Raw genomic sequence first — 15,135 nt, forward strand, 5'->3', positions numbered from 1 at the left:
GCGCTAATCCCGTCATTCACTCAGAGATGAGCGCCACCGAGAAATCGGTGGCGCCCCAGACTGCTGCGTAAAAAGGAGGTGTTGAGACTCAAAAGAGTTCTGATTCAGTTTTTATTTCATAAAAACAATGTTGTTCAACGCATACATAACAACCAACTAGAGAGATCGATATGCAAGCCAAGAAGACTCTGCTGCTGGCCCTGCTGCCGGCCAGCCTCCTGCCTGCCCAGAGCGTCATTGCCTTCGATGTGGTCGAGGCTGGCCAGCCGGTAGTCACCGGCGAGCCGAGCCGCGTGGGCCCGCCCTGGGCCCATCGCAGTACCTTCAATATTCCCGGCACCAACACCGATGTCGCCTTCGGCGGCTACGTCAAGTTCGATGCCCTCTACGACTTCGACTATGACCTTGGCGAGGTCACCGATCCGCTGGCAGCCGCCAGTGAAGGCAATGCCACCGACGGCAAGACGACCTTCACCGCCCAGGAGTCTCGCCTCAACTTCCGCACCCAGACGCGTTTCGGTGACGAGATGCTCAAGACCTATGTCGAGGGCCACTTCGTCCCCGATAACAGTTGGAACCTGCGCCACGCCTACGGCGAGTACAACGGCTTTCTGGCGGGTCAGACCTGGTCCAACGCCATGCTTTTCCTTGGCGCACCGCGGACGCTCAAGCTTGGCGATCCTATCGGCTATGCCGCCGGACGGCCCGAGCAGGTGCGTTATACCCATCAGGCGGGCGGCAACACCTTTGCGGTGGCCCTCGAGAATCCCGAGTACTCCATCTCCGATGCCGGCCCCGGTGGCACGGTTGATGAGAACACCGAGCTGCCGGACCTGACCCTGCGTTATCGCTACAAGCGCAACTTCGGGATCTCCGGGGTGGTGCGGCAGTTCTCCACCGACTCGGCGGTGAGCGGTCAGGACGAGAGCACCACTGGCTATGGCGTGATCGCCCAAGGGGCGCTGCCAATGGGGAGCACCACACTCAAGGGCAACATGATGGTGGGCAGTGGCCTGGGAGGTTACCTGGACTTCGTGCCGCCCGGGGCCGCCAAGAATCGGGCGCCGGATGCCTACCTGGACGCCAATGGCGACCTCGAGGCCGTCGACCTGCAGAGCGTCGGCGTGTCGCTGGAACATCGCTGGAACGACGCCTGGTCAAGCTCCATCGGTACCTCGCGGGTCGAGCAGGACCTGCCTGACGACGCCCCGGGCTTCCAGAGCCTGGCCGATACCGTGCAGTACTCGCACGTCAATCTGATCTGGGACGTCAATTCGCGCATGACGGTGGGCATGGAGTACCAGCTCATAGACCTGGAGCGGATCAACGGCGAGGAAGTGGATGCCAGCCGTCTGCAGGCCAGCGCCCAGTTCCACTTCTGATCGCGTGACTTCCTTTTGACCTTGCCTGCCCACAGGCGATGGATTAACCGGCCCTAGGGCCGGTTTTTTTCATGTGGGTCAGACACGATGATCTTCCGGCAGCTTCGGCCGCGGCGGGGCGGTACGGGACGAAGGCTAGTGGGCGAGCGATCAGCGGTAGACGTCGAGGTCGTCGGCCAGCACCACCTCGCCGTCGTACTGTTGCTGGACCTCCACCAGGGCGGACTCGATCGGTGCTACGTAGTACAGCACATGGTAGAGCACCAGCAGGTCGGGCTCCGCAGCCGTGGCCAGCCCCGCCAGTTCGTCAGTGAGGGTGTGGGCGTACTGGTGATAGGCCTGCCATTGCTCCGGGAGCTCCTCCCAGCCGTTGCGGCTGATCACCTCATGGACCAGGATATCGGCGCCTTCGGCCTGGCGCTGGACCTCGTCGTTGAGGGAGGTGTCGCCGGAGATGACCACGGTCTTGTCGGGGGTCGTGACCTTGAAGCCGAAGGCCTTGTCCCAGTGGCCGTGGGAGACCGGGAAGGCCTCGATGCGCACGCCGTCCTCGTCGAACACCACCCCCGGGCCCTCGATCTCGGTGACGACGGCGTAGGCCGCGTCGGGGTTGGTGACCGGGCTCTTGTCTGCCAGGCGGGTCTGGGTGTCCTCGGCCAGCATGGTGTAGATGCCATCGCTCATCGCCTGCGTGCCCTGCGGGCCGACGACCTGCAGCGGGTCGCTGCGGCGCCACCAGTAGGTGGCCAGCAGCTCCGGATAGTCGAGCACGTGGTCGCTGTGCAGGTGTGTCAGAAACAGATGGTCGATATTGATGGGGCTCAGGGCCTCGATGCCGTGGCGCTCGGCGGCCTGGGTCGTGCGCTCGACGACGCCGGCGCCGACGTCGAACACATAGGCTTCGCCGTCGTGGATGACGGCCACGCCGGCCCCGGCGCGGTCGCCGTTGGGCACCGGTGTGCCGGTGCCCAGCATGACGACCTCGGTCTCGGCGAGAGCGGCGCCGGACATGCCGGCCGACAGGCCGAGCAGCAGGAGGGGAAGGGGGCGTAGATTCATGACGTGTCGGTTTCCTGATCAGGGGCAGGAGCCGAAAATGTGGCACCCGCCTTTGTGCGCATTACGAACTAATGTTTGCACTGCGCAGTCAGGAGCCTCGCAGTCGCGTCGATCGCGACAATGCGACGAACGTGGTGCGTTGGCGGCTGGCGGCTGGCGGCTGGCGGCTGGCGGCTGGCGGCTGGCGGCTGGCGGCCGTCGGCGCTTGGCGTGAGGCAGGCTCAGGGCGTACCGGACGGCTCTTCTTCCCGTTCGGTCTGGTGCCGGCGGAAGTCGCGCGGCGGCGTGCCGGCAAGGCGCTTGAAGAAGCGCGTGAAGTAGGCGGGTTCGGAGAAGCCGAGCCCGTCGGCCACTTCGCCCACCGTCAGGTTGGTGTAGATGAGCTGGCGCTTGGCCTCCAGCAGCAGGCGTTCGTGGAGCAGCTGCAGGGCGCTGCGGCCTGCCAGACGTCGGCACAGTAGGTTGAGGTGGGCGCTGGTGATCCCTAGCCGTTCGGCGAACCACTCGATGCCGGGCTGCTCGGCGTAGTGCGCCTCGATCAGCGTCTGATACGCCTGCAGGTGTGTCCTGGCCTCATCGCGCTGCCGGGGCGCCGGCCCCTGGGTAGCCGCGGCCGGGGCGGCCAGCCTGGCCGCCTCCACGATCAGCGCTTCCATCAGGGCCTCCAGCAGGCGGCGACGGCCCGGGGCCGGGTGGCGATACTCGTCGTCGATCTGCCCGATCAGGGTCGCGATGCGCTCGCGCTGCCGTGGCGCGGTCAGGGGATGGGCCTCGGGGCGGGCCAGCACGCCGGCCTGGTCGCCCAGGCGCTGCTGCAGCCCTTCGACCAGCGGGCGCGACAGGGTGACGATGTGGCCCTCGGTGTTCGGCGAGAAGCGGAAACCGTGGATGCTCATGGCCGGCACCACGATCAGCAGCGGGGCATCGAAGGCCCGGCTGCCGCCCTCCAGTTCCAGCCGCACGCCGCCCGCCGAGAGATGCAGCAGGTGGTGGAGGTCGGCGTGACGGTGGGCGCGGATATGCCAGTCGTGGCGCTGGCTGCGCTCGGGGATCGACTCGCAGTGCAGCAGGTCCGGCGTCGGCCACTGGCGAGTCTCGCCGTAGAGCTTGAATACGGGCACGAGGGAGTCGGGCATGGCGGCGCATCCTGAGTGGGGCTACGACCAATGTCGGTCATGAATGCCGGGAATGTCCAATTTCTGGCGGCGAAATTGCCTTATAACGGCGGCCGGTTAAGGGAAAAATGCAACTCTACAACGATAAACCCCTACACGGTGGAGTTCGCCATGAAGACACAGGTCGCCATCATCGGAGCCGGCCCCTCGGGGCTGCTGCTGGGCCAGCTGCTGAGCCGGCAGGGCATCGACAACGTCATCCTCGAGCGCAAGAGCGGCGACTACGTGCTGAGTCGCATCCGCGCCGGCGTGCTGGAGCAGGGCATGGTCGACCTGCTGCGCGAGGCCGGCGTGGACGAGCGCATGGACGCCGAGGGCCTGCCCCACGAGGGCGTCGAGCTGGCCTTCGACAACCGCCGGGTGCGCATCGACCTGGCCGCGCTGACCGGCGGCCAGCAGGTGATGGTCTACGGCCAGACCGAGGTGACCCGCGACCTGATGGCGGCCCGCGAGGCCGGCGGCGGTACCACGATCTACGAGGCCGACAACGTCCAGCCCCACGACCTCGAGAGCGACAGCCCCTACGTCACCTTCGACAAGGGCGGCGAGACGGTGCGTCTCGACTGCGACTACGTGGCGGGCTGCGACGGCTACCACGGCGTGTCGCGGCGCTCGATCCCCGAAGACCGCATCAAGGCGTTCGAACGGGTGTATCCGTTCGGCTGGCTGGGCCTGCTGTCCGACACGCCGCCGGTGGCCGACGAGCTGATCTACGCCCGACACGATCGCGGCTTCGCGCTGTGCAGCATGCGCTCCGAGACCCGCAGCCGCTACTACATCCAGGTGCCGCTGGACGAGAAGGTGGAGGACTGGTCGGACGAGCGCTTCTGGGAAGAGCTCAAGCGCCGCGTGCCCGACGAGGTCGCCGAGGCGCTGGTCACCGGCCCGTCGCTGGAGAAGAGCATCGCCCCGCTGCGCAGCTTCGTGGTCGAGCCGATGCAGTACGGTCGGCTGTTCCTGGTCGGCGATGCCGCCCATATCGTGCCGCCCACCGGCGCCAAGGGCCTCAACCTGGCGGCCAGCGACGTGAACACCCTCTACCGGCTGCTGATCAAGGTCTACCAGGAGGGCCGCACCGACCTGATCCCGCGCTACTCCGAGACCTGCCTCAAGCGGATCTGGAAGGCCGAGCGCTTCTCCTGGTGGATGACCTCGATGCTGCACAAGTTCTCCGAGGAGGAGGACTTCGGCACCCGCATGCAGCAGGCCGAGCTCGACTACGTCACCGGCTCCGAGGCGGGGCTCACCACCATCGCCGAGAATTACGTCGGGCTGCCCTACGAGCCGCTGGAGTAGCGCGCCGGCACGCTCGTCAAATGCCCGACAACGCATCGGCCGGCAGAGACTGCCGGCCGATGCGTGTGTGTCGGTGCGCCTGGATCAGTTGGCCATGGTGCTCAGGTCGGCGTCGCTCGGATAGCAGAGGGTTGGGGGTCGCCGGGCTCACCTGAGCCTCGACGACGAGTCGGGCCTCGTGCGCCTATTTAGGTATGTTATAACATTGCTTTAATGCCGGATGCCCGGCGAGATCGACCACCCTGAGGAGAGGTAGCGAACATGTCACACCCCGGAAAACTCGGCGTTATGGCCATCGGTCTGCTGGTGATGGCCGGCGGTCAGGGAGCCTTGGCCCAAGCGTCCGATGATGCCCATGACCATGATCACGGCCACGATCACGCTCACGGCCATGAGCCTGCCCACGACGAGGATATCCAGGCCGGCTACTTCGACGATGACCAGGTCGAGGACCGGTCGCTGGCGGACTGGCAGGGCGAGTGGCAGTCGGTCTATCCCTACCTCCAGGACGGCACTCTCGATCCGGTGATGGCCGCCAAGGCGGGGGATGATGAAGACAAGACCGCCGCAGACGTCAGGCGCGTCTACGAGGCGGGATATCGCACGGACGTCGAAGGTTTGGTGATCGACGGCAACGAGGTCACCTTCGAGGACGCGGAAGGCACGCGTACCGGCGAGTACGCCTACAACGGCTACGAGATCCTGACCTATGCGGCCGGCAATCGCGGGGTCCGCTATGTCTTCGAACGCGAATCCGGCGGAGAGGCGCTGCCGGCGTTCATCCAGTTCAGCGATCACGCGATCGCCCCCCGCGATGCCCATCATTACCACCTGTACTGGGGCGACGATCGCCAGGCCCTGCTGGAAGAAGTCGAGAACTGGCCGACCTTCTATCCCGCCGGCATGAACGGTGAGGCGATCGCCGAGCAGATGCTGGCGCACTAGGCCCGTCGTGCGTCTCGCCCCGGCCCTCGTTCGAGGAGCCGGGGCGACAAGCGGGCGCCGGGGGCGTAAGGTGCGAAGGCTCGTGCCACGGACGCTGACCGCCCCGCCATGAACGAACGCCTCACGCCCTTTCAGCTGCTGATCCTGATCCTGTCCTTCTACGTGCTCGGCGCCCTGGCCGTGGACGTGCTCTTCGACCTGCGGCCCGAGGTCTCGCGGCTGCTGCACTATCTCGACCTGGTGGCCTGCCTGTTCTTCTTCGCCGACTTCTGCGTGCGCTTCCGGGCCGCCCCGAACAAGTGGTGGTTCATGCGCTGGGGCTGGATCGACCTGGTGGCGAGCATCCCGGCGGGGCTGCTGTTCGCCGGTCGCCTGGTGCGGGTGGTGCAGGTGATCCGCCTGCTGCGGGCGATCAAGTCGCTGCACATGATCTGGCGGCTCTTGTTCCGCAATCGCGCCGAGGGCATCTTCGCCTCGGCCGCCACCGCGACCCTGCTGCTGGTGGCCTTCGGCTCGGTGACCATCCTGCTGGTCGAGGGGCCGAATCCCGAGAGCGCCATCGACACCGCCGAGGAGGCGCTATGGTGGGCCTTCGTGACCGTGACCACGGTGGGCTACGGGGACTTCTTCCCGGTCACCACCCTGGGGCGGATGGTGGCGGTGGCGCTGATGATCGCCGGGGTGGGGCTGTTCGGCAGCTTCGCCGCCTACGTCGGCTCGCTGTTCGTCGATGATCAGGAGAGCGAGCAGTCGCGGCTGCACCGGGCCAATCGCGACCTGATCCGTGACCTGCACGGCGAGGTGCGCGCCCTGCGCGAGGAGGTGGGTGCGCTGCGCGGCGAGCTGGCTCGCCGGGACGGGGAGGCAATCGGCGACGAGCGCCGTCGGGACTAGGCCGCTTGTGAATCGCCGCCGGGGCCCTAGCGCTCGTCGTCCTTGACCACGTAATCGCCTTCCAGGGTGTCATGCCCGACGCCGCGGCCCCGGCGCGCCTCGCGCTCCCGGGACGAGGCCTCGCGATGGGCGCCGCCGCCCACGTCCTCGGCCTGCTCGGCGCGCATCTGCTCCATGCGCTTCTTCATGCGGTGGCGCAGGAACGGCAGCATCAGCCAGCCGACCAGCAGGAACACCAGGCCGAGCAGGGTGCCGACGATCATCATGGCGCCGAACAGCAGCCAGGTGAGCACCAGCCGGGGGCCGCTCATGCCCCCGGTCGGGCGCGCCTGGCGCGCCCGTTCCCGCCATTGGCGGGCCGCCATCCAGGCGGCGTTGTGGTCTTGCCCTTGGCGTCGATCAGTCATGTTCCACTCCCGTGACCTTCAGGCCGTGATCGAGTGTGAGTTCGAGCTCGCGGCCGTCGCCGTCGAGGCCTTCGACTTCGATATCGTCGACCCCATCGACATCGAGGGTGGAGAATCGTTGCAGGCCGTTGCGGTGCGCATTGGCCAGCGCCTGGCGCAGCTGGTCGCCGGTGAGGCTCCAGTCGGGGATTTGGCTGCGGGCCTGGGCCTCGTGAAGCAGCGTACCATCCTCGACCCGCATGTCGACCTCGAGCCCCCAGCCGTCGTTGCGCCAGCCCTCGAGCTCCAGGCGCTGGTCGTCGTCGAGGTCGAGCTCGGCATAGTGGCTGAAGCCGTAGGCATCGGCGCCGTCGAGCAGGCGCATCAGATCATCCTGGCTCAGGCCGCCGCCATCGGCCAGGGCGGTGCCGGTCATGCCGGCCAGGGTCAGGGGGGCGATCCAGTGAGTGAGCGTCTTCATCGTGGCTCTCCTTGTCGTGTGGCGTCGGGGTGAGGCCTCGAGTGCGGCCTCGTGATGTCGTTATCGCACCGGTCGTCTTGCCGTGGGCTGACGCCGCCGTTCACGTTCGGTTCACGTCGCGGCCCGGCGGGGCGAGGCGTTCCCTCGGCCTGCCTGGGCGCGGCTGTCGGTCCGCTGGCGGCGGCGTTAATGGTGCATTCATGCGCCGTCTGGCACTCTGCCGCCATGAACACGTTTTCAAGATGGCGGCGGCCCCGCCGGTTGGCCGGGGCGCTCGCCGCGAGCCTGCTGGTCGCCGCCCTGGGCGGGCCGATGATCGGCGCCCAGGGCGATGACGACGAGCAATGGCAGGCGCTGCACGAGGCGGTGCACAGCGGGCGCATCGTGCCCCTGACCGAGGTGCTCGACTGGCTCGAGGCGCGCTATCGCGGCCAGGTGCTGGAGATCGAGCTGGATCACGAGGACGGCGAGCGCCGCTACGAGATCGAGATGCTCGGCCCCCAGGGGCAGGTGGTGGAGTTCGAGTTCGATGCCGAGGACGGACGGCTGATGGAGATCGAGGGAGTGAACATCGAGGGCATGCGACGCCAATGAAGGTACTGCTGATCGAGGATGATCGGGCGCTGGCCGAGGCGCTCTCCGAGGCGCTCTCCGAGGCCGGGCTGCTGGTGGAGGCCGCCGGCACCGGCGGCGAGGGCGACTACCTGCTGCGCACCGAGCGCTACGACGCCGTGGTGCTCGACCTGGGGCTGCCCGACGGCGACGGCACCCGCTGGCTGGCCCAGTGGCGCGACGACGGCATCGCCCTGCCGGTGCTGGTGCTGACCGCCCGCGAGCGCTGGTCCGACAAGGCCGCCGGCTTCTCCGCCGGGGCCGACGACTACGTCACCAAGCCGTTCGAGACCGCCGAGGTGCTGTTCCGCCTGCATGCCCTGGTGCGGCGCAGCCACGGCCACGCCCACCCGGTGCTCTGTGCCGGCGCGCTGTCCTACGACACCCACACCGGCAGCGTGACCCTGGCCGGGCGGCCGGTCTCGCTGACCGCCCAGGAATCGCGGCTGCTGGCCTATCTGATGCACGCCACGCCGCGAGTGGTCAGCCGCAGCGAGCTGGCCGAGCACGTCTACGACCGCGACCACGAGCCCGACTCCAACGTCATCGACGTCCAGATCAGCCGGCTGCGGCGCAAGCTCGGCGGCGAGCGCATCGAGACCCGCCGCGGCCAGGGCTATCGGCTGGTGGCGCCGGAGGACGAGCCGACGTGATCCCGACCCGCTGGAGCCTGGCGCGCCGACTGCTGCTGGCCGCCGGGGTGCTGGTGCTGGTGGTGCTGCCGCTGGCCGGTGGCGGGCTCGCCTACACCTTCCGCCAGACCGTCACCGCCTCCTTCGACGAGCGCCTGGATTCGATGCTGCGCGTGCTGCTGGCGTCGGTGGAGCGCGAGCCGCTGAGCGGCCGGCTGACGGTGGCGCCGGCGCTGGGCGACGCGCGCTTCGAGCGGGTGTTCTCCGGCTGGTACTGGCAGGTCGGCGACGGCCAGGGCACGACGCGCATCTCGCGCTCGCTGTGGGACCAGCGGCTGCCGCTGAGCGGGAGCGGCGATGGCGTGACCCGTCGCGACATCACCGGGCCGCGCGGCGAGCCGCTGCGACTGATCGAGCGCCGCATCCGGCTGGCCAACGATCCTCGCCCGCTGCGGGTCGGGCTGGCGGTGTCGCGTCAGGAGCTCGATGACGAGGTGGCGCGCTTCGAGTGGCTGCTGTGGCTGTCGCTGCTGACGCTGGGCGTGCTGCTGCTGGGCGGGCTGGCGGCGCAGATCCGCTGGGGACTGGCGCCGCTGCGCCGCCTGCACGCCGATCTGCGCGAGGTGGAGGCCGGCCGCGAGGCGCGCCTCGGTACCCGCCTGCCGGCGGAGCTCGGCGAGCTGGCCGGGGCCATGAACGAGGTGCTGGCCCGCGATCGCCGGCTGATCGAGCGCGGTCGCGCCGCCGCCGGCAACCTGGCCCACGCCCTCAAGACGCCGATCAGCGTGCTGGGCACCCTGGCCGGTCGCCATCCCGAGCCGGAGCGTATTCGCGCCGAACTGACCCGCCTCGACGAGGCGGTGCGCCACCATCTGGCCCGTGCCTCGGCCGCCGGCGGCGCCTCGCTGGCCGGGCGCGTGCGGGCCGACGAGGCGCTGGCGCCGGTGATCGACGGCCTGGGGCGGCTGGCCGAGCGGCGCGGCATCGTGCTGGACGCCGAGCTCGAGGATGCCCTGTCGCTGCGCGTGGACGCCCAGGATCTGCAGGAAATGGTCGGCAACCTGCTCGAGAACGCCCTGAACTGGGCGCAGGGCCGGGTGACGCTGCGGGTCGCCGGCGAGGCCGGGGAGGCCCGCCTCGATATCGAGGACGACGGCCCGGGAATGAGCCCCGAGCAGCGCGAGGCCGCGCTGGCACGGGGCGCGCGGCTCGACGAGCGGCGCTCGGGCAGCGGCCTGGGCCTGGCCATCGTCGAGGACCTGATGGCGCTCTACGGCGGCCGGCTGACCCTCGAGGCGGCGCCGCTGGGCGGGCTGGCGGCGCGCATCCGGCTGCCGCTCGGCGGGCCGGCGTAGGCCGCCGGCCCGGCTCCGTTCCCGCCTTTTTCCGTCTCTTGTCCGTCAGTCGCCGGCCTGCCACAGGTCGGCGACGATCTCGTAGCTGCGCAGCCGATCCTCGAGGCTGTAGACGTCGGTGTGCAGCATCAGCTCGTCGGCGCCGGTGGCCTCGAGGAAGGCCTCCAGGCCCTCGCGCACGGTCTCCGGGCCGCCGATCACCGCCGCGCCCAGGAACTGCTCGACCTGGGACTGCTCCAGCGGCGACCAGTCCAGGTGCTCCGTCGGCGGCAGGGCCAGGATGCGCTGGCCGCGCACCAGGCCGAGGAACTTCTGACGCGCGGTGCTGGCCAGGTACCCGGCCTGCAGGTCGCTGTCGGCGGCGATCACCGGCAGGCCGACCATGGCGTAGGGCTCGTCGAGCAGCGCCGAGGGCCGGAAGTTGTCGCGATAGTCCCGGAGCGCCTCGTGCAGCCGGGCCGGCGCGAACTGGGCGGCGAAGGCGAAGGGCAGGCCCTCGCGGCCGGCCAGCCGCGCGCTGTAGTCGCTGGAGCCCAGCAGCCACAGCGGCACCCGGGTGCCCTGGCCGGGCACCGCGCGCACCCGCTGGCCGGGGCGCTCGTCGTCGAGATAGCCCTTGAGCTCCTCGAGGCGCTGGGGGAAGTCGTCGACGCCGGCGAAGGCGTCGCGGCGCAGGGCGGCCATGGTCGCGGCGTCGGCGCCCGGGGCGCGGCCCAGGCCCAGATCGATGCGGCCCGGATAGAGCGTTTCCAGGGTGCCGAACTGCTCGGCGATCACCAGCGGCGGATGGTTGGGCAGCATGATGCCGCCGCTGCCGACGCGGATGCGCGAGGTCTGGCCGGCGACGTGGCCGATCAGCACCGAGGTGGCGGCGCTGGCGATGCCGTCGATGCTGTGGTGCTCGGCCAGCCAGAAGCGCTCGAAGCCGCGCCGCTCGGCCAGCCGGGCCAGGGTGACGCTGTCGTTGAAGGTCTCGGCGGCGCTGCCGCCCTGGCGGATCGGGGCGAGGTCGAGCACCGAGAGCGGAATCTCGTTGAGGCGGGGCATGAGGGCTCCAGTCATTAGCTTGCTCAAGGTTATATGGGGGCGACCGCGGCGCGACACAATGGCCGTGGCCGAATGGACGCGCCCGCTGGCTTCGTTGCGGCGCCCCCCTTAAGCTCAGAAGACAGGATGCACAAGGAAGCTTGCTCATGTCGCCCAGGTCCCCGGGCTCCCCGTCGCGACGACGCGGGGCCACCCCGCATCGCCGGTCGCACCGCCTCGACTGGACGCTCCTCGATCGCTGGCTGGATCGGCTGGTCATCCTGGCCGTGATCACCGCCCTGCTGATGGGAGGCGCGGCGCTGATCGTCAGCCTGGTCTTGTGAGACGGTAGGCCGAGGACGAATGCCTGACATGGATGCGTCACGAGGGGAGGTGAGTGAATGCGCGGGAGGACCCTGATCCTGCTGCTGGGGCTGGTCGGCGTCGGCATCGCCTTCGACAAGGGCGTGTGGAAGCTGCCCGCCGGCTGGAATCCCTGGCGGCCGCTGGCCGTGGAAGACCCGCCGACGCCGGTGACACGCTGGAAGCTCGGCCGCCTGCAGGACGATCCCGAGGCGTGTCTGGCGGTGCTGGCGCGCAGCGACGAGCCGGCGCTGGCCTATACGCCGCTGGCCGATCACGAGCCGGTGGCGGGCTGCCCGCTCGAGAACGTGGTGCGGCTGGAGCGTTCGGGGGTGAGATTCAGCTCGAGTTTCGTGGCCACCTGTCCGCTGGCGGTGGCCTGGCTGCGCTACGAGCGCCATCGCCTGCAGCCCGCCGCCCGGGCGCTGTTCGGCCAGCCCGTGGCGACGGTGGAGCACTACGGCAGCTTCGCCTGCCGCAATATCTATGGCCGCGAGGAGGGGCGGCGCAGCCAGCACGCCACGGCGGAGGCGCTGGACGTGGCCGCCTATCGGCTGGCCGACGGTCGGCGCATCGCGCTGCCCGGCGACTGGGGCGGCGACGATGCCGAGGGTGACTTCCTGGAGCGGGCCCGGCAGGGCGCCTGTGATGTCTTCGGCACCGTGCTGGGCCCGGAATACAACGCCGCGCATGCCGATCACTTCCACCTGGCCCTGCGCGGCTGGCGGGTCTGCCGCTGAGCGCGATCAGCGCTCGTCGAGGTTGATGTCTTCCTCGTCGGTGGCCGCGCCGGTGGCGGCGCCCACGCCGCCGCCGATCACGGCGCCTTGGCTCACATCGCCGCCGGTCACGGCCGCCGCGCCGGCACCCACCGCGGCGCCCACGCCCGCACCGCTCGCGGCGCGTTCGCCGGTCGTCGTGCCGCAGCCGGCCAGGGCCAGGGTCAGCAGGGCGCCGAGGCTAAGCATCAGGGTCCGTTTCATGGTGTATCTCCTTCCGGTGCTGGAGGCTTCGTTGCAGGGGAGTCGGCCGCTACGCTGCCGGCCGATGTTACCCATGGTGGGCGAATCCCTGCCGCTGCGCCAACTGTGGACGATCAACGACACCCCGCCTGGGGTGGCGGGATGGCCGTGCTGGCCTCATCATGAGACCGTCATCACAGAGAGTAGCCACGGGAGGCCATGACGACGCCATGCTGGGATTCCTTCAGGGAGCCGCCTACGGCCTGTTCCTGACCTGCCTGCCCTGGTGCCTGGCGGGGCTGGCCAGCCCGCGGCTGGCGCTGGCCGTCGAGCATCCCAGCCGCTGGCAGGTGGTGGTGCGCTATGCCTTTCTGGTGCCCTTCCTCAGCCTGCTGATGTGGCTGACCTCGCTGTGGGGCGGCTTCGACCCCAGCCTCGGCGGCTGGCTGGCGGGGCTCGCCGCCATCGCCGTGGAGCTGCCGCTGGAACGGCGCTGGCGGCGGTTCCGGGGGAGGCGGCACAAGCGCCGGCTCGAGGAGATGCTGCGCGCCGAGGCCACCCGCCGCCGCCATGAGTCGGCCCGGGAGGCCGGCGTCAGCGAGCTCGATCCCGACCATCCGCCGGCCGACGCCGACGAGGTGGTGCAGGCGCTGTGCCGGGCCAAGCGGGCGCTGCTGGAAGTCGACCGTGCCGATCACGCCGCCCAGGTCGACCGCCTCTATAGCCGCTACGGCAACGTGCTGGAGGTCATGGCCTCGCGCTTCACGGCCGGCGAGCTGGCCCATGAGCGGGCCCGCTCGCTGGTGGTCGAGGTGTGCATGGGGGCGGTGGACAACTTCACCGCCATGGCCTCCCAGGCCCGCGGCGTGGCCGGCCTCGACGTCGACTTCATCCGTCGCCGCCTCGGCCATGAGGCCGGCAATCTGTCGGCCAACGAGACCGACGCCCTGCGCCGCCGGCTGGCGCTGATCGAGGACACCGAGAAATCGCTGCGCCGGCTGGCGGCGCGCAACGAGGCGGCGCTGACCGCGCTGGACGACACCAGCGTGGCGCTGTCGCGCATCGTCACCGGCCGCCCGCGGGCCCGGGTCGGCGCCGACCAGGCCTGCGAGGAGCTGCGCCGCTTCATTGACGGCGCCGGGCGCTACGGCCGCGAGACCTGACCGGGCGCGCCGGATAGACTGGCGGCACGTCCTGGCCGCGGTCATTCGCGGCAGCCACAGCCAGAGAAGACATGGCATCAGCGAGAGAAGAGGAGAGCCTGCCAATGACCGACGCGCCTCAGCCCGAGGGCAGCCCGCTGTCGCTGCCGCCCGTGGAACGCATCGCCGAGGAGCTGGAGCGGCCGGCGGCGGACGAGGCCGGGCGCGCCGCGGCGGACCCGCGGCTCGCCGCCATGGCCGAGGCCTTCGTGGCCGAGACCCTGGGCGACGAGGCCGAGGGCGCCGCCGCCCGCCAGCGTCGGGCGGTGGACGAGATGGGCCTCGAGCTCCAGCAGCAGGCCGCGCGCCAGAGCGAGATGTTGAAGACGCCGCTGCGCCAGCTGGCTCGCCACGGCGAGGAGGGCGGGCCGGTCGCCAAGGCGCTGGTGGCGCTGCGCGGCCGCATGGACGACCTGGACCCGCGCCATCATCGCCTCGAGCCCGGCCGCTTCGACCGGCTGCGTCGGCTGCTGCCGGGCGCCAGCAGCCGGCTGCAGCGCTACTTCCACCGCTTCGAGACCGCCCAGCAGGCGCTGGAGGCGATCATCGCCGATCTCCAGGGCGGCCGCGACATGCTGGAGCGGGACAACCTGACGCTGTCCGACGACCAGGAGGCCATGCGCGCCACCCTCGACCAGCTCGAGCGTCAGGTGTCGCTGGGGCGGCTGATCGACGAGCGCCTGATGGCGGCCCGCGACGAGATCGCCGACGACGACCGCCGCGCCTTCGTCGAGGAGGAGCTGCTGTTCCCGCTGCGCCAGCGCATCCTCGACCTCCAGCAGCAGCAGGCGGTGTGCCAGCAGGGCGTGCTGGCGCTGGAGGTGATCATCCGCAACAACCGCGAACTGATGCGCGGCGTCGACCGGGCGGTCAACGTCACGGTGTCGGCGCTGAGCGTGGCGGCCACCGTGGCCCTGGCGCTGGCCAACCAGCGGCTGGTGCTCGACCGCGTCGAGTCGCTCAACGCCACCACCAGCGAGACCATCGCCGGCACCGCCCGGGCGCTGCGCCAGCAGGGCGTGGACATCCAGACCCGCGCCGCCTCCGCCAACCTCGACATGAAGGCCCTCGAGGGCGCCTTCGCCGACGTCATGGCGGCGGTCGACGACCTGGCGAGCTATCGCCGCGAGGCGCTGCCGCGGCTGGGCGAGCAGATCGAGCGGCTGGAGGGGCTGACCCGCGAGGGCGGCGATGCCGTGGAGCGCCTGGCCCGTGAATCCGGCGAGCCCGCGGGGACAGACAAGCGCTGATCCCGGCGTTGCCGGCCCCTTCGCCGCTTTTCCTTGCTGTTCTTGTCTCCCTGAGTGGGCCGCCCTCGAGGCCATCGAGGCGAGCGCGCGGCGTCTGAGGCGTCGCCGGCTGGAC

Annotated in this window: 17 protein-coding genes; 11 read left to right on the top strand and 6 right to left on the bottom strand. The window is 70.0% G+C overall.

Features of this window, described 5'->3' with window-relative positions; all coding sequences use genetic code 11:
- The first annotated feature begins 170 nt into the window (after positions 1-170).
- Positions 171-1,382, top strand: coding sequence for a DcaP family trimeric outer membrane transporter (locus ACGTNF_RS07505; protein ID WP_394601150.1), 1,212 nt, complete (start codon positions 171-173; stop codon positions 1,380-1,382).
- A 150-nt stretch (positions 1,383-1,532) separates the two neighbouring features.
- Here the strand turns inward: ACGTNF_RS07505 and ACGTNF_RS07510 are convergent, their stop codons facing one another.
- Both ACGTNF_RS07510 and ACGTNF_RS07515 read right to left on the bottom strand, forming a co-directional pair.
- On the bottom strand, positions 1,533-2,441 hold the full coding sequence (locus ACGTNF_RS07510; protein ID WP_394601151.1) for an MBL fold metallo-hydrolase: 909 nt from the start codon (positions 2,439-2,441) through the stop codon (positions 1,533-1,535).
- A gap of 221 nt (positions 2,442-2,662) precedes the next feature.
- On the bottom strand, positions 2,663-3,577 hold the full coding sequence (locus ACGTNF_RS07515) for a helix-turn-helix domain-containing protein (RefSeq protein WP_394601152.1): 915 nt from the start codon (positions 3,575-3,577) through the stop codon (positions 2,663-2,665).
- Positions 3,578-3,727: 150 nt separating this feature from the next.
- On the opposite strand from ACGTNF_RS07515, the gene pobA reads away from it, so the two are divergent.
- From pobA to ACGTNF_RS07530, 3 genes are all read left to right on the top strand, one after another.
- Positions 3,728-4,912, top strand: a complete 1,185-nt coding sequence (gene pobA / locus ACGTNF_RS07520) for a 4-hydroxybenzoate 3-monooxygenase (protein WP_394601153.1) — start codon at positions 3,728-3,730, stop codon at positions 4,910-4,912.
- A 261-nt stretch (positions 4,913-5,173) separates the two neighbouring features.
- Positions 5,174-5,857, top strand: a complete 684-nt coding sequence (locus ACGTNF_RS07525; RefSeq protein WP_394601154.1) for a ZinT family metal-binding protein — start codon at positions 5,174-5,176, stop codon at positions 5,855-5,857.
- Between the two features lie 108 nt (positions 5,858-5,965).
- On the top strand, positions 5,966-6,751 hold the full coding sequence (locus ACGTNF_RS07530) for an ion transporter (protein ID WP_394601155.1): 786 nt from the start codon (positions 5,966-5,968) through the stop codon (positions 6,749-6,751).
- Between the two features lie 26 nt (positions 6,752-6,777).
- Here ACGTNF_RS07530 and ACGTNF_RS07535 read toward each other — a convergent pair whose 3' ends face one another.
- Both ACGTNF_RS07535 and ACGTNF_RS07540 read right to left on the bottom strand, forming a co-directional pair.
- Positions 6,778-7,158 (bottom strand): hypothetical protein, encoded by a 381-nt coding sequence (locus ACGTNF_RS07535; RefSeq protein WP_394601156.1) that lies wholly within the window; start codon positions 7,156-7,158, stop codon positions 6,778-6,780.
- The gene (locus tag ACGTNF_RS07540) at positions 7,151-7,618 is read right to left on the bottom strand and encodes a hypothetical protein (RefSeq protein WP_394601157.1); all 468 of its coding nucleotides are present in this window, start codon (positions 7,616-7,618) and stop codon (positions 7,151-7,153) included. Before ACGTNF_RS07540 ends, ACGTNF_RS07535 begins: the two co-directional genes overlap by 8 nt.
- A gap of 225 nt (positions 7,619-7,843) precedes the next feature.
- Between ACGTNF_RS07540 and ACGTNF_RS07545 the strand changes: the two genes are divergently transcribed.
- From ACGTNF_RS07545 to ACGTNF_RS07555, 3 genes are read left to right on the top strand one after another with little or no spacing between them, the layout of a single operon-like run.
- Positions 7,844-8,212 carry a PepSY domain-containing protein gene (locus ACGTNF_RS07545; protein WP_016855247.1) on the top strand — a complete coding sequence of 123 codons (369 nt, stop codon included), beginning with the start codon at positions 7,844-7,846 and terminating at the stop codon, positions 8,210-8,212.
- A complete protein-coding gene (locus ACGTNF_RS07550) occupies positions 8,209-8,883 on the top strand; it encodes a response regulator transcription factor (RefSeq protein WP_016855246.1) in 675 nt (224 codons plus the stop codon). Before ACGTNF_RS07545 ends, ACGTNF_RS07550 begins: the two co-directional genes overlap by 4 nt.
- On the top strand, positions 8,880-10,217 hold the full coding sequence (locus ACGTNF_RS07555; RefSeq protein WP_394601158.1) for a sensor histidine kinase: 1,338 nt from the start codon (positions 8,880-8,882) through the stop codon (positions 10,215-10,217). Before ACGTNF_RS07550 ends, ACGTNF_RS07555 begins: the two co-directional genes overlap by 4 nt.
- 45 nt (positions 10,218-10,262) lie before the next feature.
- Here ACGTNF_RS07555 and ACGTNF_RS07560 read toward each other — a convergent pair whose 3' ends face one another.
- Positions 10,263-11,264 (bottom strand): LLM class flavin-dependent oxidoreductase, encoded by a 1,002-nt coding sequence (locus tag ACGTNF_RS07560; RefSeq protein WP_394601159.1) that lies wholly within the window; start codon positions 11,262-11,264, stop codon positions 10,263-10,265.
- A gap of 146 nt (positions 11,265-11,410) precedes the next feature.
- On the opposite strand from ACGTNF_RS07560, the gene ACGTNF_RS07565 reads away from it, so the two are divergent.
- Both ACGTNF_RS07565 and ACGTNF_RS07570 read left to right on the top strand, forming a co-directional pair.
- Positions 11,411-11,587, top strand: coding sequence for a hypothetical protein (locus tag ACGTNF_RS07565; protein ID WP_394601160.1), 177 nt, complete (start codon positions 11,411-11,413; stop codon positions 11,585-11,587).
- A 57-nt stretch (positions 11,588-11,644) separates the two neighbouring features.
- On the top strand, positions 11,645-12,346 hold the full coding sequence (locus ACGTNF_RS07570) for an extensin-like domain-containing protein (RefSeq protein WP_394601161.1): 702 nt from the start codon (positions 11,645-11,647) through the stop codon (positions 12,344-12,346).
- A gap of 6 nt (positions 12,347-12,352) precedes the next feature.
- On the opposite strand, the gene ACGTNF_RS07575 is transcribed toward ACGTNF_RS07570, so the two are convergent.
- Complete coding sequence (locus ACGTNF_RS07575; RefSeq protein ID WP_016855242.1) at positions 12,353-12,589, bottom strand: YMGG-like glycine zipper-containing protein; 237 nt, start codon at positions 12,587-12,589, stop codon at positions 12,353-12,355.
- Between the two features lie 209 nt (positions 12,590-12,798).
- On the opposite strand from ACGTNF_RS07575, the gene ACGTNF_RS07580 reads away from it, so the two are divergent.
- Both ACGTNF_RS07580 and ACGTNF_RS07585 read left to right on the top strand, forming a co-directional pair.
- Positions 12,799-13,731: a cobyrinic acid a,c-diamide synthase gene (locus ACGTNF_RS07580; protein WP_394601162.1), complete on the top strand. Its 933-nt coding sequence runs from the start codon at positions 12,799-12,801 to the stop codon at positions 13,729-13,731.
- A gap of 104 nt (positions 13,732-13,835) precedes the next feature.
- On the top strand, positions 13,836-15,020 hold the full coding sequence (locus ACGTNF_RS07585) for a toxic anion resistance protein (RefSeq protein ID WP_152477949.1): 1,185 nt from the start codon (positions 13,836-13,838) through the stop codon (positions 15,018-15,020).
- Positions 15,021-15,135 lie beyond the last annotated feature (115 nt).

Origin of the sequence: Halomonas sp. B23F22_10 (assembly GCF_043496975.1) — a bacterium.
Lineage (GTDB): Bacteria > Pseudomonadota > Gammaproteobacteria > Pseudomonadales > Halomonadaceae > Halomonas > Halomonas smyrnensis.